General features: G+C 63.4%; 26 protein-coding genes. 17 read left to right on the forward strand and 9 right to left on the reverse strand.

The window, feature by feature from the left end:
* Positions 1–1,067: COX15/CtaA family protein (locus C2U70_RS08925; protein ID WP_246666708.1), on the forward strand; the 1,067-nt coding region annotated here is incomplete at its 5' end.
* Here C2U70_RS08925 and C2U70_RS08930 read toward each other — a convergent pair.
* The 4 genes from C2U70_RS08930 to C2U70_RS08945 form a co-directional block, all read right to left on the reverse strand.
* Complete coding sequence (locus tag C2U70_RS08930; RefSeq protein ID WP_140977635.1) at positions 1,032–1,382, reverse strand: hypothetical protein; 351 nt, start codon at positions 1,380–1,382, stop codon at positions 1,032–1,034. The two genes, C2U70_RS08925 and C2U70_RS08930, sit on opposite strands and share 36 nt — an antisense overlap.
* A 73-nt stretch (positions 1,383–1,455) precedes the next feature.
* The gene (locus C2U70_RS08935) at positions 1,456–2,736 is read right to left on the reverse strand and encodes an O-acetylhomoserine aminocarboxypropyltransferase (RefSeq protein ID WP_140977636.1); all 1,281 of its coding nucleotides are present in this window, start codon (positions 2,734–2,736) and stop codon (positions 1,456–1,458) included.
* Between the two features lie 153 nt (positions 2,737–2,889).
* The gene (locus C2U70_RS08940; RefSeq protein WP_140977637.1) at positions 2,890–3,489 is read right to left on the reverse strand and encodes a CoA-binding protein; all 600 of its coding nucleotides are present in this window, start codon (positions 3,487–3,489) and stop codon (positions 2,890–2,892) included.
* Between the two features lie 50 nt (positions 3,490–3,539).
* On the reverse strand, positions 3,540–4,364 hold the full coding sequence (locus C2U70_RS08945) for an enoyl-CoA hydratase (protein ID WP_186294143.1): 825 nt from the start codon (positions 4,362–4,364) through the stop codon (positions 3,540–3,542).
* 85 nt (positions 4,365–4,449) lie between these two features.
* On the opposite strand from C2U70_RS08945, the gene C2U70_RS08950 reads away from it, so the two are divergent.
* The 6 genes from C2U70_RS08950 to C2U70_RS08975 all read left to right on the forward strand — a co-directional run bounded on the left by C2U70_RS08950 (position 4,450) and on the right by C2U70_RS08975 (position 8,175).
* Positions 4,450–4,878 carry a PaaI family thioesterase gene (locus C2U70_RS08950; protein ID WP_140977639.1) on the forward strand — a complete coding sequence of 143 codons (429 nt, stop codon included), beginning with the start codon at positions 4,450–4,452 and terminating at the stop codon, positions 4,876–4,878.
* Between the two features lie 157 nt (positions 4,879–5,035).
* Positions 5,036–5,500 (forward strand): 50S ribosomal protein L13, encoded by a 465-nt coding sequence (rplM, locus tag C2U70_RS08955; RefSeq protein WP_140977640.1) that lies wholly within the window; start codon positions 5,036–5,038, stop codon positions 5,498–5,500.
* 1 nt (position 5,501) lies between these two features.
* Positions 5,502–5,984, forward strand: coding sequence for a 30S ribosomal protein S9 (rpsI, locus tag C2U70_RS08960; RefSeq protein ID WP_140977641.1), 483 nt, complete (start codon positions 5,502–5,504; stop codon positions 5,982–5,984).
* Between the two features lie 229 nt (positions 5,985–6,213).
* Positions 6,214–7,431, forward strand: a complete 1,218-nt coding sequence (locus tag C2U70_RS08965) for a GGDEF domain-containing protein (RefSeq protein WP_140977642.1) — start codon at positions 6,214–6,216, stop codon at positions 7,429–7,431.
* A gap of 108 nt (positions 7,432–7,539) precedes the next feature.
* Positions 7,540–7,776: a hypothetical protein gene (locus C2U70_RS08970; protein ID WP_140977643.1), complete on the forward strand. Its 237-nt coding sequence runs from the start codon at positions 7,540–7,542 to the stop codon at positions 7,774–7,776.
* A 102-nt stretch (positions 7,777–7,878) separates the two neighbouring features.
* On the forward strand, positions 7,879–8,175 hold the full coding sequence (locus C2U70_RS08975) for an antibiotic biosynthesis monooxygenase family protein (RefSeq protein ID WP_140977644.1): 297 nt from the start codon (positions 7,879–7,881) through the stop codon (positions 8,173–8,175).
* Positions 8,176–8,179: 4 nt separating this feature from the next.
* On the opposite strand, the gene C2U70_RS08980 is transcribed toward C2U70_RS08975, so the two are convergent.
* On the reverse strand, positions 8,180–9,292 hold the full coding sequence (locus C2U70_RS08980; RefSeq protein ID WP_140977645.1) for an AI-2E family transporter: 1,113 nt from the start codon (positions 9,290–9,292) through the stop codon (positions 8,180–8,182).
* Between the two features lie 134 nt (positions 9,293–9,426).
* Here C2U70_RS08980 and C2U70_RS08985 point away from each other — a divergent pair, with 134 nt between their 5' ends.
* The 3 genes from C2U70_RS08985 (at position 9,427) to C2U70_RS08995 (ending at position 11,479) form a co-directional block, all read left to right on the forward strand.
* Positions 9,427–10,128, forward strand: a complete 702-nt coding sequence (locus tag C2U70_RS08985) for a hypothetical protein (protein WP_140977646.1) — start codon at positions 9,427–9,429, stop codon at positions 10,126–10,128.
* Positions 10,129–10,217: 89 nt separating this feature from the next.
* Positions 10,218–10,991 carry a gamma-glutamyl-gamma-aminobutyrate hydrolase family protein gene (locus tag C2U70_RS08990; RefSeq protein ID WP_140977647.1) on the forward strand — a complete coding sequence of 258 codons (774 nt, stop codon included), beginning with the start codon at positions 10,218–10,220 and terminating at the stop codon, positions 10,989–10,991.
* A 167-nt stretch (positions 10,992–11,158) separates the two neighbouring features.
* Complete coding sequence (locus tag C2U70_RS08995) at positions 11,159–11,479, forward strand: hypothetical protein (RefSeq protein WP_140977648.1); 321 nt, start codon at positions 11,159–11,161, stop codon at positions 11,477–11,479.
* Positions 11,480–11,599: 120 nt separating this feature from the next.
* On the opposite strand, the gene C2U70_RS09000 is transcribed toward C2U70_RS08995, so the two are convergent.
* Positions 11,600–11,860 (reverse strand): DUF1488 domain-containing protein, encoded by a 261-nt coding sequence (locus tag C2U70_RS09000; RefSeq protein WP_140977649.1) that lies wholly within the window; start codon positions 11,858–11,860, stop codon positions 11,600–11,602.
* Between the two features lie 398 nt (positions 11,861–12,258).
* Here C2U70_RS09000 and C2U70_RS32905 point away from each other — a divergent pair, with 398 nt between their 5' ends.
* Positions 12,259–12,540 (forward strand): hypothetical protein, encoded by a 282-nt coding sequence (locus C2U70_RS32905; protein ID WP_186294148.1) that lies wholly within the window; start codon positions 12,259–12,261, stop codon positions 12,538–12,540.
* Between the two features lie 126 nt (positions 12,541–12,666).
* Positions 12,667–13,449: a sensor histidine kinase gene (locus C2U70_RS09005; RefSeq protein ID WP_140977671.1), complete on the forward strand. Its 783-nt coding sequence runs from the start codon at positions 12,667–12,669 to the stop codon at positions 13,447–13,449.
* A gap of 71 nt (positions 13,450–13,520) precedes the next feature.
* Here C2U70_RS09005 and C2U70_RS09010 read toward each other — a convergent pair whose 3' ends face one another.
* The gene (locus tag C2U70_RS09010; RefSeq protein WP_140977650.1) at positions 13,521–14,192 is read right to left on the reverse strand and encodes a transposase; all 672 of its coding nucleotides are present in this window, start codon (positions 14,190–14,192) and stop codon (positions 13,521–13,523) included.
* 166 nt (positions 14,193–14,358) lie between these two features.
* Here C2U70_RS09010 and C2U70_RS33790 point away from each other — a divergent pair, with 166 nt between their 5' ends.
* The 4 genes from C2U70_RS33790 to C2U70_RS09025 are packed head-to-tail and all read left to right on the forward strand — an operon-like array spanning position 14,359 to position 15,709.
* The gene (locus tag C2U70_RS33790) at positions 14,359–14,499 is read left to right on the forward strand and encodes a hypothetical protein (RefSeq protein ID WP_186294144.1); all 141 of its coding nucleotides are present in this window, start codon (positions 14,359–14,361) and stop codon (positions 14,497–14,499) included.
* Positions 14,500–14,558: 59 nt separating this feature from the next.
* Positions 14,559–14,861, forward strand: a complete 303-nt coding sequence (locus tag C2U70_RS09015) for a type II toxin-antitoxin system HigB family toxin (protein ID WP_140977651.1) — start codon at positions 14,559–14,561, stop codon at positions 14,859–14,861.
* 10 nt (positions 14,862–14,871) lie between these two features.
* Positions 14,872–15,249 carry a helix-turn-helix domain-containing protein gene (locus tag C2U70_RS09020; protein ID WP_140977652.1) on the forward strand — a complete coding sequence of 126 codons (378 nt, stop codon included), beginning with the start codon at positions 14,872–14,874 and terminating at the stop codon, positions 15,247–15,249.
* Positions 15,250–15,277: 28 nt separating this feature from the next.
* Positions 15,278–15,709: a hypothetical protein gene (locus C2U70_RS09025; protein ID WP_140977653.1), complete on the forward strand. Its 432-nt coding sequence runs from the start codon at positions 15,278–15,280 to the stop codon at positions 15,707–15,709.
* Positions 15,710–15,774: 65 nt separating this feature from the next.
* Here the strand turns inward: C2U70_RS09025 and glnA are convergent, their stop codons facing one another.
* Both glnA and C2U70_RS09035 read right to left on the reverse strand, forming a co-directional pair.
* The gene (gene glnA / locus C2U70_RS09030) at positions 15,775–17,184 is read right to left on the reverse strand and encodes a type I glutamate--ammonia ligase (protein ID WP_140977654.1); all 1,410 of its coding nucleotides are present in this window, start codon (positions 17,182–17,184) and stop codon (positions 15,775–15,777) included.
* A 152-nt stretch (positions 17,185–17,336) separates the two neighbouring features.
* Entirely contained in the window at positions 17,337–17,675 is a 339-nt protein-coding gene (locus C2U70_RS09035; RefSeq protein ID WP_007603495.1) for a P-II family nitrogen regulator, read from the reverse strand.
* 378 nt (positions 17,676–18,053) lie between these two features.
* Between C2U70_RS09035 and C2U70_RS09040 the strand changes: the two genes are divergently transcribed.
* Positions 18,054–19,553 carry an NAD(P)H-hydrate dehydratase gene (locus C2U70_RS09040; protein ID WP_140977655.1) on the forward strand — a complete coding sequence of 500 codons (1,500 nt, stop codon included), beginning with the start codon at positions 18,054–18,056 and terminating at the stop codon, positions 19,551–19,553.

The raw sequence follows: 19,553 nt of genomic DNA on the forward strand, positions 1-19,553 counted from the left end.
ACCCGCACCGCGCGGTGCGCTGGTGGCTGGTGTCGGTGGCCGCGCTGATCGCCCTGATGGTGCTGGTCGGCGGCGCGACGCGGCTGACCGAGTCCGGCCTGTCGATCGTGGAATGGAAGCCGGTCACCGGCAGCGTGCCTCCCTTAAGCGAAGCGCAGTGGAACGAGGCCTTCGAGGCCTACAAGAAAATCCCGCAATATCGCGAACTCAATGCGGGCATGAACCTGCACGAGTTCAAGACGATCTTCTGGTGGGAGTGGAGCCATCGGCTGCTCGGCCGCTTCATCGGCGTCGCCTATCTGCTGCCGTTCCTGTTCTTCCTGTGGCGCGGCGGCCTCGCGGCTGATCTGAAGCGGCGGCTGTGGTTGCTGTTCGGGCTCGGCGCGCTCCAGGGTGCGGTCGGCTGGTGGATGGTGGCCTCAGGCCTCACCGAGCGCGTGGAAGTGTCGCAATATCGGCTGGCGACGCATCTGTCGCTCGCGCTCGTGATCTTTGCCGGCATCGTCTGGACGGTGCGGCGCCTTGGCGCGCCGTCGCTAGCCGTTGCATCGATGCGGCTCAAGGCGACGAGCGTGATCATACTCGCCGTGACGTTCGTGCAGCTTTACTTTGGCGCGCTGGTCGCGGGCTTGCGGGCAGGGCGGGTTTACAACACCTGGCCCGACATCGACGGCGCGTTCATCCCCTCGGCGAAGCGGCTGTGGTTCGATACGCCGTGGTGGCGCAACATGTTCGACAATGTGCTGACGGTGCAGTTCGAGCACCGCATGACGGCCTATCTGCTGCTGGCGCTGGTGGCGTTCCACGCGTTCGATGCGATCGGCGCGCGTGCCGGCCGTGCTGCGTCCGGAGCGCTATGGCTGCTGGCCGCGGTGAGCCTGCAGGCAGTGCTCGGCATTCTCACGCTGCTCAACCAGGTGCCGATCGACATTGCGCTCGCGCACCAGGCGGTCGCGATCGTGGTGCTGATGCTTGCGGTGATTCAGGTCGAGCGGATGGTCTCGCGCAAGCCTTCTGAGGACGCCGTGACCTCAGCAGTAGCCGTAGACGCCGCAGGCGTAAGGTAGCCGCCAGAAATAGTCGACCTGCGGGCCGCCGTAATAGGCGCCCTGATAGTCGTAGCTCCAGGCGCGGCCATAGTAGCCCGGCAGGGCCGCGGAGCCCGGCAGCAGCGGCGTGCCCGGCAGATTGCGGATGTAGCTGCCGACGCCATAGGCCGGCGAGATCAGCGAATCCGCCTCGACCTCCGTCACGATCTCCTTCTTCGGGACCGGGGCCACAACGACCGCCTTCGACTTCCGCGGCATCGCCGACATATCGGCGGCAAGCGCGCTCGACACCGTCAGCATCATGGCAAAGGCAGGCAGCAGCATGCGCAGCATTTTCGGCTCCGAATCAAGGATGATCCGGAGCCAATCTAGGACGGTGTTGGTTAACGACTGTTAACTGACTCCCTCAAGCGGTCAGCGCCTGCTCGAGATCTGCGATCAGGTCTTCCTTGTCCTCGATGCCGATCGAGAGCCGGACCACGTCGGGGCCGGCGCCGGACTTCACCTTGGCGGCGTCGTCGAGCTGGCTGTGCGTGGTCGAGGCCGGGTGGATCACCAGCGAACGGGTGTCGCCGACATTGGCGAGGTGCGAGAACAGCTTCAGGTTCGACACCAGGCTGACGCCGGCGTCATAGCCGCCCTTCAGGCTGAAGGTGAAGACGGCACCCGCGCCCTTCGGCGAGTATTTGCGCGCGAGGGCGTTGTACTTGTCGCTCGCAAGGCCCGCATAGCTCACCGAAGAAACCGCCGGATGGCCGGCGAGGTATTCCGCAATCGTCTTGGCGTTGTCGCAGTGCTTCTGCATGCGCAAGGGCAGCGTCTCGATGCCGGTGAGGATGAGGAACGCGTTGAACGGTGACAGCGCCGGTCCGAGATCGCGCAGGCCAAGCACGCGGCAGGCGATCGCGAAGGCGAAATTGCCGAAGGTCTCGTGCAGCTTGATGCCGTGATATTCGGGGCGCGGCTCCGACAGCATCGGATATTTGCCGGCCTTCGACCAGTCGAAGGTGCCGGCATCGACGATGATGCCGCCGATCGAGTTGCCGTGGCCGCCCAGAAACTTCGTCAGCGAATGCACGACGATGTCGGCACCGTGGTCGATCGGGCGGATCAGATAGGGCGAGGCCAGCGTATTGTCGACGATCAGGGGAACGCCGGCCTTGCGGGCGATCGTGGAGATCGCCTCGATGTCGGTGATGCTGCCGCCGGGATTGGCGATGGACTCGATGAAGATCGCCTTGGTGCGCGGGGTGATCGCGCGCTCGAAGCTCGCGATGTCGTCGGGATCGGCCCACACCACGTTCCAGCCAAAGCTTTTGAAGGAATGCGTGAACTGGTTGATCGAGCCGCCATAGAGCTTGCGCGCCGCGATGAATTCGTCGCCGGGCTGCAAGAGCTGCTGCATCACCACGACCTGTGCGGCATGGCCAGAGGCGACCGCGAGCGCCGCGGTGCCGCCCTCGAGCGCTGCGACGCGCTCTTCCAGCACCGCATTGGTGGGATTGCCGATGCGGGTGTAGATGTTGCCAAAGGCCTGTAAGCCGAACAGCGAGGCCGCATGGTCGGCGTCGTTGAATACGAAAGAGGTCGTTTGATAAATCGGGGTCGCGCGCGCACCGGTGGTGGGATCGGGCTGTGCACCGGCATGCACGGCGAGGGTGGAAAATCCCGGAAGGCGATCGCTCATAATCTTGCGTCCTGTTCTTGTGTTTTTCGAAAATCGCGCGGCATGCTGATCGCGCGCGCGTCCGCCGTCAAGGCATCGCGGCGGGCTGGACTTCGTTCGAAACGGTCGTGCTTCCCTATGTCGCGTTCGCGAAACGATTATTTCGCGATTGCGTCAGCTCTCTTCGGTTCTGTTCTTGTCGGCCGTAATCTTGGCGGCGCGGTCGGATGCGGCGGTCTCGCCGCCGCCCACGCTCATGCGATTGAGAGACAGTCGCATGCCCTGCGTCGGCGCCGGCGGACGTTTTGAGGAGAGCGTGCGCGAATTGACGCCCATCCAGGATATTTCCGACGACAGCCGGCCATATTCGATCTTCGGGCAGCGGTTCATGACAACTTTGATGCCGGCGGCCTCGGCTTTTTCGGCGGCGGCGTCGTCGCGCGCGCCAAGCTGCATCCAGATCACTTTCGGCAGTGGATCGAGCGTCAGCGCTTCCTCGACGACGGGCATGATGTGGCTGGAGTTGCGGAAGATGTCGATCATGTCGACGGGACGGCCGAGATCGGAGAGCGAGGCGACGAAGGGCTTTCCGAGCAGCTCCTTGCCGACATGGCCGGGATTGACCGGGATCATGTCGTAGCCGCGCTGCGCCAGATATTTGAACGCAAAATAGCTCGGACGCACGTTCACCGGCGAAGCGCCGACCATCGCGATCGACTTCACGCTGTTGAGGATGCCGCGGATGTAATTATCGGGGTAGGCGTCGTGGTTCATCACTGGTCTTTTCTTGCTGTCATTGCGAGCGAAGCGAAGCAATGACGGTCTTATTTATCTTCCCATTTCGGCTCGCGCTTCTCGATGAAGGCGCCGATGCCTTCCTCGGCGTCGCGCGCCATCATGTTCTCGGTCATCACCTCTGCCGCATAGCGATAGGCGTCTTCAAGGCTCATCTCGATCTGGCGGTAGAAGGCCTCCTTGCCGAGCTTGACCGTGTAGGCGGATTTCAGCGCGACCTTTTGTGCAAGCTCCAACGCAGCCGGCAGTTCCGTGCCGGCCGGAACGACGCGGTTGACGAGGCCGATCTCGCGGGCGCGCTCGGCGGTGACAGGTTCACCCGTGAGCAGCATCTCCATCGCCTGCTTGCGCGGCACGTTGCGCGACAGCGCCACCATCGGCGTCGAGCAGAACAGGCCGATATCGACGCCGGGCGTGGCGAAGCGCGCCTCTTCAGAGGCGACCGCAAGGTCGCAGCTCGCAACGAGCTGGCAGCCGGCCGCCGTTGCCATGCCCTGGACCGCCGCCACCACGGGCTTCGGCAGTTGCACCACGGCCTGCATCATCGCGCTGCAGGCGTTCATGAGATGCGCAAAATAGGCCCGGCCGCGATCGGGATCGGTGCGGCGCGCAGTCAATTCCTTCATGTCGTGGCCGGCCGAGAAGGCGGGGCCGTTGGCTGCGATCACCACGCCGCGAATTTCCTTGTCGTCCCTGATCTCATTGAGCTCTGCATGCAGGCCTGCGATCATTGCCTCCGACAGGCTGTTGCGTGCGGCCGGCCGGTTGAGCGTGATGATCGCGATGCTGCCGATCGTCTCGCGCAGCAGGATCGGCGAATGGGGAGAGGGGGCTCGGGCGGCCTGGACGGACATCAGCGGATTCCAGTTGCGGAGATTCCAGTTGGATGACGCACATAACTTAATGTAACAGGCGAAGTGAAGCGAGGCGGGGGACGGCATGGCAGCAGCGAAAATGAGCGTGGCGGAGGTCGAGCAGTTCTTGCGCGACGAGTTTCCCCAGGCCTTCAGCGGTGACGACATCACCATCGAGAGCGCCGACGGCCAGACCTGCCTGTTGCGCCAGCGTTTCAGCGAAAGGATGCTGCGGCCGGGTGGAACCGTCTCGGGGCCGACGCTGATGGCGCTGGCCGATTTCGCCATGTACGTCGTGCTGCTGTCCGCGATCGGGCCGGTCGGGCTCGCCGTCACCACCAATCTCAACATCAATTTCCTGCGCAAGGGCCAGCCCGGGCAGGACGTGCTGGCGGAAGCGCGGCTGTTGAAGCTCGGCAAGCGCCTGGCGGTGGGCGAGGTGAACCTCCTCTCGGGCACGTCGCCCGATCCGATCGCCCACGTGACCTCGACCTATTCCATTCCAAATGTTTGAGCTTTTCCGAGGTATTATAACACCATATTTATAACTATCTGATATTGCTTGTTTAATTTCTGCCTAGGGGCATTGACCCGCGCGCGTCCGTTCTCTAGAAAGCCGCGCAGTTCGGTGCGACGTCCGCGCCGCCATCTCCCTTCACGGAAATTCTGACATGAAAACCTTTTCGGCAAAGCCAGCCGAGGTGACGAAGAAGTGGGTGCTGATCGACGCCAAGGGTCTGGTCGTCGGCCGTCTCGCCACCATCGTTGCCATGCGGCTGCGCGGCAAGCACCTCCCGACCTACACGCCCCACGTCGACTGCGGTGACAACGTCATCATCGTCAATGCCGCGCATGCGGTTCTGACCGGTCGCAAGCGCGAGCAGAAGACCTACTACAAGCACACCGGCTATGTCGGCCATGTGAAAGAGCGCACGGCGAAGCAGATCCTCGAGGGCAAGTATCCCGAGCGCGTCGTCGAGAAGGCCATCGAGCGCATGATCCCGCGCGGCCCGCTCGGCCGTGTCCAGATGGGCAATCTCCGTGTTTACGGCGGTGCCGATCATCCGCATGAGGCGCAGTCGCCAGAGAAGATCGACATCGCCAAGTTGAACCGCAAGAACACGAGGGCCGCATAATATGGCCGAATCCATTCAGTCGCTCGACCAGCTCTCCCAGCTCAAGACCGCGGTGGCGGCGCCCGATGCGCCCAAGCACGAGAAGAAGGTCGACAAGTTCAACCGCGCCTACGCCACCGGCAAGCGCAAGGACGCGGTCGCCCGCGTCTGGATCAAGCCGGGCGCCGGCAAGGTCACGGTCAATTCGCGTGAGGTCGAAGTCTACTTCGCCCGTCCCGTGCTGCGCATGATGATCCAGCAGCCGCTGGTCGCAGCCGCCCGCGCCGGCCAGTACGACGTGATCTGCACCGTCGCCGGCGGCGGTCTGTCGGGCCAGGCCGGTGCCGTTCGTCACGGCATCTCCAAGGCGCTGACCTATTTCGAGCCGGAGCTGCGGACCGTGCTCAAGAAGGGTGGCTTCCTGACCCGCGACAGCCGCGTCGTCGAGCGCAAGAAGTACGGCAAGGCCAAGGCCCGCCGCTCCTTCCAGTTCTCCAAGCGCTAATCGCTTCGGTAAAATTCGCCGCGAAAGCGGCTTCAATGAGATGCAAAAGGGCGCCGATTTCGGCGCCCTTTTTGTTGGTCGTTTGCAAACAAATTGATCCTGTCTTTCCCGAAAACTTGCGCACCGATGAAAACCTGAATGGAACCCGTGAGACATAGCGTCGCAAATCGGAATGGGCGCGTTTCAATGGGCTGAGCGCGTCGAGACTGCTTTCAAAGGGGGCTGACAGATGTCGCTCGATAGCATCACGCTCTACTTGGTTGCCACCATGATCGCCGCACTTCTCGGCGCCATGCTGGTGTTCTTCGGCAAGCAGGAGAACAGTCCCGCACTGAAATGGTGGGGCTGCGCCTATCTGCTCGGGGCAACCTCCGTCGCAGTGTGGACCGCGGCCGGCGACAAGCTCGGCCCGCATCTCTATCTCGCGATGAATGCGGTCGGCTTCGTTGCCTGCGGCATGGTGTGGAACGCCGCGCGCGTCTTCCACGGCCGCAAACCGAACTGGCCGGGCCTCGTGATCGGTGCGCTCGCCTGGGCGGCGGCCGTGACGATGCTTGATCCGGCCGCATCCACGCTGCGCATGATGATCGGCGCCGGCATCGTATCCGTCTATGCAGCGCTGACCGCGAGCGAGCTTTGGGTCGAGCGGCGCAAGAGCCTGCAACGGCGCTGGCCGGCCTTCGTCGTGCCCGTCATGCACGGCTGCGTGCTGATGCTGCCGATCCTGATCGGCAGCTTCCTGAAACCGAACGATCCTTCCTTCGCTACCAGCATCTGGGTGACGGTGTTCGCGGTCGAGCTCGTGCTCTATGCCGTCGGCACCGTGTTCGTGATCTTCATGCTGGTGTCGGAGCGCACGGTGACCGCGCACCGGACGGCGGCATCGACCGATCCGCTGACCGGCATGCTGAACCGCCGCGGCTTCTCGGAAGCCTGCTCGCGCGTGATCGATCGTGAAGCCAAGGCGGGCCGCCCGGTAACCGTCATGATCTTCGACATCGACCATTTCAAGTCGATCAACGATCGCTTCGGCCATCCCGCCGGCGACGAGATGCTGAAACTGTTCTCGACGGTCGTGGTGACCAATTTGCGCATCTCCGACCTGTCGGGCCGCATCGGCGGCGAGGAGTTTGCCGCGCTGTTGCCGTGCTCGCTGGAGGAGGGGGTCTTGGTTGCCGAGCGCGTGCGCGAAGCTTTTGAGATGTCCGGCGTCGTCGTCGATGAAGCACCGGTCGATACCACCGTCAGCATCGGCGTCGCGGGCGGTCCCGCCGGCACCGAGCTCGAAGTGTTGCTGGCATCGGCCGACACCGCGCTCTACCAGGCCAAGCGCGGCGGCCGTAACCGCGTCGAGGCCGCCGAGGAGCTGCCGCTGTCGCTGGAAAACTGGCGGCGCCAGAGCGCGGCCAAGATCGGCGCGCCGCGACCGCAGACGGTCACGGCCTGAGGACAACAGAACCGGAGCCGCGTCCGTCGCGATCTTCATCGGACCGGAAGCGGCTCCGGTGCCTTGCGATAACCTGCTGTTTACCATTCGCTCCCTACCATCCCGGTCATGGAGCAGGTCCGTCAGCAGCACCCGCAAGCCGCTTTGATCTCGCTGGAGGCGGCGGAAGTGTCGACGCGCGGCGGCTTTGCCTGCCTGTTCTCGACATCGGACGAGTTTGAGACGGCGCTGATCACCGAGCGCCGCGCCCAGGGGCATTACGACAGGGGCCAGGATCGCTGGCCGCTCGCGCTGTTTGTGGCCTGTGCGGTCGCCGTCGTCGGGACCGTACTGTTGTTCGGCTGACCGGCCACGTCCATTTCACGCATCAGGGCGCCGTTGCGGCGCCTTTTTCTTTGTCGGCGCCTGCGCTAGATACACCCATCAAAACAAAAAGGGTGGAAGCCGATGATTACCGAGATCGCGCAAATCGACGTCAAGCCGGGCTCCGAGAAGGATTTTGAGGCCGCCGTCACCAAGGCCAAGGCCGCCTTCGGCCGCTCCAAGGGCTTTCATGGTTTCGAGCTGCACAAGTCGATCGAGAAGCCGCAGCGCTACCGGCTGATGGTGAAGTGGGAGACGCTGGAAAACCACACCGTCGATTTTCGCGGCTCCGAGAATTTTACCGAATGGCGCGGCCTGGTCGGCCAGTATTTTGCCTCGCCGCCCGAGGTCGAGCACACCCAGACCGTCCTGACGACCTGAGGGCTCAGGCGACCTGCGGCGCCTCGTAGGTCTTGAAGTGGTCGATCATGACCTTGGCGATGGCGATCAACGGGAGCGCCAGCGCGAGGCCCCAGATGCCGAACACGACTCCAAGCAGGATCTGGAACGCGAACAGCGTGGCAGGCGGAATGTCGAGCGCCTGCCGCTGCAGGATGGGCGTCAGCACATAGCTTTCCATCGCGTGCACGCCGAGAAACAGAATGAAGGCGGATAGCGCCGGGATCCAGCCCGAGGCGAGGCTCGCCAGCACGACGACGACACCGGCGATGATCGCGCCCACGGTCGGAATGAAGGCGAGCAACCCGGCCTGAATGCCCAGGATGAACGAGCCGGGGATGCCGATGATGGCAAGCCCGATCCAGGTCACGGCGCCGACCGCGAGCATCACGATGATCTGTGCGATCAGCCAGCGCTCCAGCGTCTCGCTGATGCCGTCGATGATGGTGGCGGCGCGTTCGCGCATCCGGGCCGGCACCAGGAACAGCAGCCCGTCGTGATAGAGGCTGGGCTGGGCCGCGAAGGCCAGCCCCAGGAACAGCACGATGAAGAAATTCCCGACGGCGCTGATCGTGCCGAGCAGCAGCTTGAAGGTCTGGCTGACGATGGCACCACCGCTGGACGCCAGCGTGCCGGCGTTCGGCAGCGAAGGATGCGGCGGCGTCGCGTTCGGCGCGTCGGACGCGGCCGGTGCGGTCGCGTTGCCGAGATCGAAGAAGCTGGTGTCGATGCCGCGACTGTCGAGGAAGGCTTTGACGCCTGCGAGCTGCGACTTGATGGTCTTGCTCAGCGCGGACGCCTGGTCGGCGATGGTCGCGCCGCCGAGATAGACGACGAGCGCAAGGAGGAGGGCGAGCACGACGCAGACGATGCCGAGCCGGACCGGGTGCGGCAGGCTGATGAGGCGGCCGAGCGTGTTGGTCAGCGCATTCAAGGCGACGCCGAGCAGCATGCCCGTGAAGATCAGAAGGAGCGTCGCGGCAAAATACCAGGTGAAGAGCACCAGGATCGCAAACAGCACCACGCCGATGCCGCCGACGCAGATCGCCCAGGCCAGATCGCTGCGGGTGAGGGACCGTTTGTCGGTGGAAGATGTCACGCGATGTCCTTTTAAAATTCGAAGAATCACTCTTTCGTCAAACGCTGTCGGGATCAAGCGGCCTTCGCGCACAGGTTTGACGCTGCGGCGGCCGTGGTGCAAAGCGGTCAGACAAGAAACGGAGTGGGCGAGGCTTGAGTTTCATCGGCAAATGGATTGGCGTGCTCGGGCTGCTGGCGGTGCTGGTCGCCGGCGACCAGATCCGCATTCACCGGCCCGGCCACAAATACCGGCTCACCGTCGAGGTCGAGACGCCCGCGGGGATCAAGAGCGCCGCTGGCGTGCTGGCCGTGGTGCCGGACCGCGGCTACAGCCGCGGCGGCAAGACCGTGACCCATGGCGAGGCCGTGTTCGTCGATCTCGGTCAAGGCAAGAACCTGGTGGCGCTGCTCGCCCATCTCGACAAGGCGCTCGATCTCGACGACGTCAATTACGTCGCGCTGCGCGCCTATGGCGCCGCGCGCGGCAGCCGGGTCTCGTTCAACGAGCTGAACAGGATGAGCGGTGTGGTGCCGGTGCAGGGGCCGCTGATCCCCGTGCTCGTCACCTTCGGCGATCCCAATGACCCCGCCACCGCCCGTATCGTGGCCCCGGATCAGGCCGAGGCGGTGCTTGGTGTCGGCTACAAGCTGCACGGCTTGACCGCTGAAATCGTCCCCAACGGGCTTTGGCCGATCGATTTCGGCGGGTTTTTGGGCGAGCCGGTCACGCGCGGATTGACCGCGAAACTGCCATGGCTGGCCGGGACGGGCGAGCCCGCCGCGGCCGCGCTGAAGGCGGCGGGCCTGGTCGCCAGCGCCCCAATCGAGCCCAAAGAGGCCTTTGCGCGAAAATAGCAGGGCCGTCCCGCGAGCCCGCTAGTTGATATTTTCTCCCCCATGGGCATCTTTGGAGAATCCTTTGGCGGGGAGCTCTGGCGAGGCAGATGAAAAAGCCGGTCGTCGGCGTGATTGGGAACAGCCATCGCGTCGAAAATCGATTCCAGGTTCAGATGGTTGGTGAGCGCAACCTGCGCGCCGTTGCCGAAGTCTCCGGTGCCGTGCCGCTGATGTTTGCGGGCTCGCCCGACATCACCGACATCAGCGCGCTGCTCGACGTGGTCGACGGCATCGTGCTGACCGGCGCCCGCGCCAACGTTCATCCGACTCGCTTCAACGTCGACCCCTGCGAGAAGCACGAGCCCTACGACATCCACCGCGACGAGGTCGCGCTGGCGCTGTCGGTCGCCTGTGTGGCCCGCGGCATCCCGCTGTTCGGCATCTGCCGCGGACTGCAGGAAATGAACGTCGCCTTCGGCGGCTCGCTGCATCCCGAGATCCGCGAAATCCCCGGCCGCATGAACCATCGCATGCCGCGGCTGGAGAACGGCGAGATCCATCCCGATCCCACCGTCGTGTTCGCCGACCGTCACGACGTCGAGCTCATCCCCGGCGGCGCGTTCGCAAAAATCCTCGGCTGCGACAGGATCAAGGTTAATTCGCTGCACGGTCAGGGCATTCTGCAGCCCGGCCAGCGCGTGGTCGTCGAGGGCGTGGCCGAAGACGGCACGATCGAAGCGATTCGTATCGCGGAGGCGCCGGCCTTTGCGCTCGGCGTGCAATGGCACGCAGAGTACGACCCGCAAAAGAACCCGATCAACCGCGCGCTGTTCGAAGCGTTTGGCGACGCGCTGGTGGCGCGGCGGCGGGCGGCTGCCTAGCCTGTCTTCGCAAGCGAGATTCGAGGGATTGGCGGGCTCCACTCTAGCGACGCCACGCGTCTTGGCAGACGGGTTTGCGCTATACGAGAATACTTGGCTCCGCTCCTGGAACCATTGTGTCGCGAGCCCATTGGCTCACTGACACACTGTTACTTTGGAGAATTGCCATGAAAGTTTTCGCAATCACGCTTGCAGCCGCAGCAAGTACCATTCTCGTCACCGCTGCTTCTGCTGCCCCGCTTTCCGCCGGCGTCGCGGTTGCTCCGGCCAACGACATCCAGAACGTTCGCATGGTCTGCAATGAAAACGGTCGTTGCTGGCGCGAGCGCGGCGAACGCCGCGTCATCGTCCGCGAGGGATACAATTCCTACGGCTACGCTCCCCGCGAGCGCTACATCGAGCGGCGCGGCTATGGTTATGGCGAGCGCAGTGGAGTCGGCTTCAGCGCGCCGGGCGTGAGCGTCGGCATCGGAACAGGCCGATACTGAGCGATTTGACGCAGAGATCGATTGCAGAGAGGCCGCGGAGCAGTCCGCGGCCTTTCTTGTTGGATCGAGCACCACGATCGAACCGTGCAGTCGGCGCCTGCTCGCACGGGCGATATCGTTTCAGAAATTTGCGGCGACCAGATCGTAGGAGCCCCGGCTGCCGCGGACATACATCCGGGCTGCGGCGGCACATATCCGGTCGCGATTTGAATCGAACGCGGTCAGAAAGCCCGACTCGCTGGAACCGGCATCCGGTTGAATCCGCTTCAAGGCACCTTCATCGATGAAGAACGATGCCTCAATGGCGCTGTCGTATCCCCAGAAGCGCACGGCACGCCGCGTGCGGTCATATGAACGGCTAAGGTTTGGAAACTCAATCATGTGATGAGGCCGATCGGGTTGTCGATGCACGAAAGTCCGTGCCGGTCTACACGCGACGTGCATCAATTTATGCTAGATGGCCGCAGCCGGTCCCGACCACGGCGAAACGCGCATCAGTCGGTCGGCAGGCTGCAGAATGTGCGGGAGCCAAGACCCGACGCAAAGGGAGCGGTCCTGCCGCGTCAAGCTTCAAGTGGATAGGCGCAAAGCAGATTACAAGGCGAATGGATGCCGTCACCGCAAATAGTTTCGCGCGCTGGCTATTCAGCGGATGAGCCCCCATATGCTGGACATCACCGCGCGCTCCTCGGCTGTCATCGGTGACTGAGAGCAGTTTGCTCCCGCCGCGATCAAAAGGCGGTCGATATGTCAAACGTCTCCAAATTCGATGTACGTGAGTGGCTTGTGCCACCGCTGTTGCTGCCGATCTTTTTCGTGCTGCTGATCACAGCCACGATGCTTATGCAATGGTAGTTCGCCAAACATTGAGCGTCAGGGCGGAAAGGGCGCTGGCCAGGGCTCGCCGGATGCCGCCGGGCGACGAGCGCACGGAGGCGATGCAGGAAGTAACGATTCTCGAAAACGCCGCCGAAATGTTCGGCCATCTCGGCGGCGAGGACGCACGCGGGCTTGCTCCGGCTTCTGAATCTTCGGCAAGCCGCACCAAGCCCGGCAAATAGTTCGCGCCGGATGAGCGCCCACGCCTGAAGCGTTGGCGCACGCCGCCGGATATCGCCAAAATTCGTCGATCCAACCGCTCGGCCGAAAATCAGTGCGGTAAACGGTCCATGGTGGTACAGTTGCAAATGCTCGAAATCGATCTCCGCACAGACGTGCGTCCTGGCGGCGGCGGCGAGGAATCGCACGAGGACTTTCTGGCGGCAGAAAATGTCAGCCTCCGGCTTCTGCTCGCGCAGGCGGAGATCAATGCCAAGAGTCTGCTTGCCAACGCCGGTATCGAGGCCAGAGAGCGTGCAGCGTCCGACAAGCTGCAGAAACTGATCCTCGAAGAGCTGCACCATCGCATCAAGAATACGCTCGCGACCGTCGCCGCAATCGTCTCCCAGAGCCTGCGCGACGTGCAGGGGGCCGGGCAGGCGCAGCAGGCCATCGAGGGCCGGCTATCGGCGCTCGGCCGGGCGCACGATCTCCTTTTGCAAGCAAAGTGGTCCAGTGCCGATCTCGGCGCGGTCATACGCAGCGCCATTGAAGCCTTCGACGATTCCGACGTGTCGCGATTTTCTGTCGGCGGCCCCGCGCTTCGGGTGACGTCGGGTGTCGTCATCGCCATCGCGATGACGCTCAACGAACTCTGTACGAACACGACAAAGTATGGCGCCTTGTCGGTCCCGCAGGGGCGCGTCGACATCGTCTGGACCGTCGATCAGCAGGCGCAGCGCTTGCGCCTGAGCTGGACCGAGACAAACGGCCCCGTGGTCCAGCCGCCGCAAAAGCGCAGCTTCGGAACCAAATTGATCGAGACGCTCGGCCGCCAGCTCAGGGGAGACGTGCAGTTGACCTACGCGCCCACCGGCTTGCTGTACAAGCTCGACGTTCCAATGGCTTCGTTGAGCCCTTCCGTTCCCTGAGAGGGTCTCCCGGCCGGTCGACGCACGCTACGACAAGATTACGGTGACAGTGCACTAAACTCTCCGCCATGCTAAGGGCTCTCCGGCTCAGCCGGCTTAGGTCCGCGCTTGCCTGGTTTGAGGGAGCGCTTGGTCAGCTTTTCGAGACGGGCAAGGAAGCGGTCGTCGCCGATCGGCCGGCCAATGCTTTCCGCGGCGCGCAACCGGGCAAACATCCCCGCGTCCGGCGCGTCGTCGAGAAGGTCAGCGAAGCGGGGAAATCGCTCCCGAATCGGTGCCAGGGCGGTGACCCCATCGTCCTTGCCGCGCAGATGGGCGCGCGTGCTCGACCAGCGCCAATCCTGCGCCCGTTCCACCAAGCGCGCCCGCACCGGGTTGAGCGACACGTAGCGTAGCGCCGCTGCGAGATGTTCCTCATCCATGGCGACGGCGCCAAACCGCCCCTGCCAAAAATGGCCCGTGCGCTTGCGCCGCGCCTGGATGGTGCCGGCATAGACACGATGCACGCGCGCGAGCGCACGGCGCAGCCCGTCGGGGTCGGATGGCACCAGGATGAGGTGCACGTGGTTCGGCATCAGGCACCAGGCCCACACCTCGACCCCGGCCGCCCGACAATTCGCCGCGAGCAGGTCGCGATAAAACGCATAGTCGTCGTCTCCGAAGAACGTGCGCGCGCGGCCGTTGCCGCGTTGCGTGACGTGGTGCGGGTGACCGGGGATGACGACACGGGCGAGGCGAGCCATAGTGCATGCTGCAAGCGAAAGCGGGGTCTGTCAAGTTAAGTGCACTGTCACCGTAACACCGTAACACAAGGTATTCGCCATCCACGGCTTCGACTGGGACTATGGCGGCTATGTCGCGGACTGGAAGGGCGGGACGTTTGCCAAGCCGCAGCCGGGCGGTTGCAGGGTGACGATGCGCTTTGGCAAGGACACCAGTGCGCCGAGGGCGTTAACGGGAGACGGTGTGAAGGTCGCCTCCGGCAATGCAGCGCTCGTGAAGTGGGGGCCGGTGGTCACGGAGATCGGGGTGAATTTTCCGGACAAGTGAGAGTGGAGGTCCGGAACGTGTAGGCTTGACCGTATGTTCCCAATATGGGAATATAGGACGTGAGGATCATCAAACAATCCACACTGGTCAAGTTCGGCGCAGCCAATCCCAAGGCGAGGCCGGCATTGACCCGTTGGATCAAGCTCGCCAGGACCGCGCGGTGGACCTCGATGAACGAGGTCCAGACGACCGTTCCCGGTGCGGTTGTCCTGAACGCCGAGCGTGCAAGGTTCGAAATCGCAGGCGGCAACTTTCGACTGATCGCTTCGTTCTCGTTCAAGCATCAAATCGTGTTCATCAAATTCATCGGCACTCACGCAGAATACGACAAGATCGACGCGCTGACGGTTGCCAGGTACTGAGGAGCCACAAATGGAAATTCGTCCCATCCGTACCGAGGCCGATTACGATGCCGCTATCGCCGAGATCGAACGTCTCTGGGGAGCGGAGCCTGGGACCGACGACGGCGACAAGCTCGACATTCTCGCCACGCTTGTCGAGCGGTACGAGAACGAACGTTGGCCGATCGACACCTCCCGCGTCGATCCGATCGATATGCTGAACTATCTGATCGATGAGGGCGGACACACCCAGGTCGAGCTTGCCGAACTGCTCGGCTCCCGCTCGCGCGCGTCCGAGATTTTGAATCGGAGACGGGCATTGACCGTGGATATGATCTTCAGGATCAGCGAAGCCTGGAAAGTGCCGGCGGAATTGTTGATCCGACCTTATCGGTTGAAGGCGGCCTGATCGGGTGACGTTGCGGAGAGCTGAGAGTATGGATGTCGGTAAGGCTCTGACCACGCATCTTGTCGGTCGTCAACTCGCCCAGGTTAGGCGCCGCGAATTCGATTGGAATTTCAGTTTTGGGGATGATGCGGTCTCGGGTTTGAGCGTCGAATGTCCTTGGCGGATTATCGACGCAAATAGAATTGCATTTTCCAGCAGCGATGATGGTCACAAGTTTGGGCTAGCGACTCCTCTGAATGGCGGGGAAGTAGCGCTGGACCTTCTCGGCGCGAAGACCATCGAGCGAGTTTCGATCCGATCGGATACGGGAGACATTTCGATCTTCTTTTCGAACGATTCGGTCTTGGAAGTCCTCAATATGTCGTCCGGCTATGAGGGATGGAACATTGGCATTCCGGGGCTCTCCGTTGTCGCGACCGGAGGCGGTGAGTTGGCCATCATCAAGAGAAGCGAGCCGTAACATAACGGACAACAAAAAAGGCGCCCCTCGCGGAGCGCCTTTCGTGTGTCCTATCGCAGGCCCGATCAGCCCGAATAGTACATGTCGAACTCGACCGGGTGCGGGGTCATCTCGAAGCGGGCGACTTCGGTCATCTTCAGCTCGATATAGGCGTCGATGAAGTCGTCGTCGAACACGCCGCCGGCTTTCAGGAAGCCGCGGTCCTTGTCGAGGTTTTCCAGCGCCTCGCGAAGCGAGCCGCAGACGGTCGGGATCTGCTTCAGCTCTTCCTTCGGCAGGTCGTAGAGGTCCTTGTCCATCGCCGGACCCGGATCCATCTTGTTCTTGATGCCGTCCAGCCCCGCCATCAGCATCGCGGCGAAGCCGAGATAGGGGTTGGCGAGCGGATCGGGGAAGCGCACCTCGACGCGCTTGGCCTTCGGCGAAGCGGTGTAGGGGATGCGGCAGGAGGCCGAACGGTTGCGCGCGGAGTAGGCGAGCAGCACCGGGGCTTCATAGCCCGGGACCAGACGCTTGTAGGAGTTGGTCGACGGGTTGGTGAAGGCGTTGATCGCCTTGGCGTGCTTGATGATGCCGCCGATATAGTGGAGGCAGGTCTCCGACAGGTCGGCGTATTTGTTGCCGGCGAACACCGGCTTGCCGTCCTTCCAGATCGACTGGTGCACGTGCATGCCCGAGCCGTTGTCGCCATAGACCGGCTTCGGCATGAAGGTGGCGGTCTTGCCGTAGATGTGCGCGACCTGGTGGATGCAGTATTTGTAGATCTGCAGATGGTCGGCCATCAGCGTCAGCGTGTCGAACTTCATGCCGAGCTCGTGCTGGGCGGAGGCGACCTCGTGGTGATGCTTCTCGACCTTGACGCCCATCTTGGCCATGGCGCCGAGCATCTCCGAGCGCATGTCCTGCACCGAGTCCTGCGGCGGCACCGGGAAGTAGCCGCCCTTGGTGCGGATGCGGTGGCCGAGATTGCCGCCCTCATATTCGGTGTCGGTGTTGGTCGGCAGCTCCGAGGAGTCGAGCCGGAAGCCGGTGTTGTAGGGGCCGGAGGAGAAGCGCACGTCGTCGAACACGAAGAACTCGGCTTCGGGGCCGACAAACACGGCATCGCCCACGCCCATCGACTTCACCATGGCTTCCGCCTTCTTGGCGATGCCGCGGGGGTCGCGGTTGTACGGCTCGCCGGTGGTTGGCTCGAGCACGTCGCAGGTGATGACCATGGTGGTCTCGGCGAAGAACGGATCGATCGTCGCGGTCACGGGATCGGGCATCAGGCACATGTCGGATTCGTTGATCGCCTTCCAGCCGGCGATCGAGGAGCCGTCGAACATCGTGCCTTCGGCGAAGATGTCTTCGTCGATCATGCCGACATCGAAGGTCACGTGCTGCCACTTGCCGCGCGGATCGGTGAAACGGAGGTCGACGTATTTGACGTCGTTATCCTTGATCGCTTTCAGGACGTCTTTGGCGGTCTTCATGCATACCCCTTTTGGCTCTGCGGGTCGGTTTCCAGGCTACGAGCGACGTTGTTCTCGCTTCGTGAGGCGCGCGAGTGCACAAACGAAATCAGGCCGCCGAAGCAGCCTTCTTTCCTAGGTCGAGTGTCGCAAAATTCGGGATAGCACCCGGCTCAGATAGCGTCCAGCCCGGATTCGCCGGTTCGGATGCGGATCGCTTCCTCGATGTTGGAGACGAAGATCTTGCCATCGCCAATGCGACCGGTTTGCGCAGCGCGGCGGATGGCGTCGATCGCGCGCTCGACCAGGTCGTCGCCAATCACGATCTCGATCTTCACCTTGGGCAGGAAGTCCACGATGTATTCGGCACCGCGGTACAGTTCGGCATGGCCCTTCTGGCGCCCAAAGCCCTTGGCTTCGGTGACGGTGATGCCCTGAAGTCCCACCTCCTGGAGCGCTTCCTTCACCTCGTCGAGCTTGAACGGCTTGATGATGGCTTCGATTTTCTTCACTGAGCGCCTCCAGGCCTTGCAATCAAATAGCAACGTCTTCGTCAGGGTGCGCTTGTCTTATGCGCGGATTTGTCTTCGCTGTCCCGAACTGCCTGACCAGCCCGGGCGGCGGCCGGTCACACCCTGATGAATGCCAGTGAGCACGACGAACCGAAGCGGCTTCCTCGAAAGCAGGGTCTATGCCAAGTTGTATTTGCCCTGATTTTTGGAGCGTTATCAGCCTTTTAACGGCATCCCGAGAAGGTGGGACCAACAGTCTCAAAATAGCGAAGACTACGAAATAGGCAAACAGTTCAATCTCTGTGCAAATGGCCCTCTTGTGTTTCGGGTCGGCACAGAAAATGCCTGTTGAAAAGGCGTTTGTACCAGGGAAGTGGCATGGAAGTTCTGACCAACGCTGAGATGCAGCGGGCCGACCAGCTCACCATCGCGGGCGGCACGCCCGGCTTCGAGCTGATGCTGAGCGCGGGCCAGGCGGTCGCCGAAGCCGCGCATGCGCTGGTGGAGGAGGGGCCGATCCTGGTGATCGCCGGTCCCGGCAACAATGGCGGCGACGGGTTTGTCGCCGCCGCCGAGCTTGCGGCGCAGGGCCGCGAGGTCTCGGTCATCCTGATGTGCGAGCGCGATCAGCTCCAGGGCGATGCGGCCTCCGCCGCGCGCGGCTGGAAGCATCCGGTGCTGCCGTTCAATCCGCAGGCGATCGGCCACCCCGCGCTGATCATCGATGCGCTGTTCGGCGCCGGTCTCAGCCGCCCGCTCGAAGGCGAGGCGCGCGCGATGATCGAGGCGATCAACGCCAATGGTGCGCCGGTGCTCGCCGTCGACCTGCCGAGCGGTATCAACGGCACCAGCGCGGCGGTGATGGGGCTCGCCGTCAACGCCACCGAGACCGTCACCTTCTTCCGCAAGAAGCCGGCGCATCTGCTGTTGCCGGGGCGCCTTCACTGCGGGCGCGTGCGCGTCGCCGACATCGGCATCGAAGACCAGGTGCTGGACGCGATCGCGCCGCGAGTTTTCGAGAACGATCCGGACTTTTGGGGGCACGCGTTCCCGGTGCCGAAGATTGAGGGCCACAAATACGCGCGCGGCCATGTGCTCGCGGTGTCCGGCGATGCGGCAGCAACAGGTGCGGCGCGTCTTGCCGCACGCGGGGCGTTGCGCGCCGGTGCGGGCCTCGTCACGCTGGCGACGCCGCGCGATGCACTTGCGATCAATGCCGGCGCGCTGACCGCCGTGATGGTACGGCCCGTCGATACCGCGATCGAGTTCGGCGCGCTGCTCGAGGACATCAGATACAACACCTGCATCATTGGTCCCGGCACCGGCACGGGCGAGCGCACCTGCGATTTCGTCCACACGGCGCTGACGGCAAGGCGCCATCTCGTGCTCGATGCGGATGCGCTGACAAGCTTTGCGGCGAATCCCGAGCGGCTGTTTGAGTCGATCAAGACGTCGCATGACACCGAAGTGGTGCTGACCCCGCATGAGGGCGAGTTCCCGCGGCTCTTTTCCGATCTCAGCAACAAGCATCCCGGCCGCTCGAAGCTCGAGCGCGTGCGCGCCGCCGCCGAGCGCTCCGGCGCCGTGGTGCTGTTGAAAGGGCCGGACACCACGATCGCCGCACCCGATGGCCGCGCGACGATCGCGGCAAATGCGCCGCGTTGGCTTGCCACCGCAGGCGCCGGTGACGTGCTCGCCGGCATCATTGCGGGGCTTCTGGCACAGGGCGTGCCGGCGTTCGAAGCGGCCAGCATCGGCGTCTGGATGCACGGCGAAGCCGCGCGAGAGGCAGGCCCCGGGTTGATTGCGGAAGACCTGACCGAGACGCTGCCGGCCGTGCATCGCCGGATCTATGATGCGCTTGGGGTGGAGTATTGA

This window comes from Bradyrhizobium guangdongense (assembly GCF_006483445.1).
Taxonomy (GTDB): domain Bacteria; phylum Pseudomonadota; class Alphaproteobacteria; order Rhizobiales; family Xanthobacteraceae; genus Bradyrhizobium; species Bradyrhizobium guangdongense_A.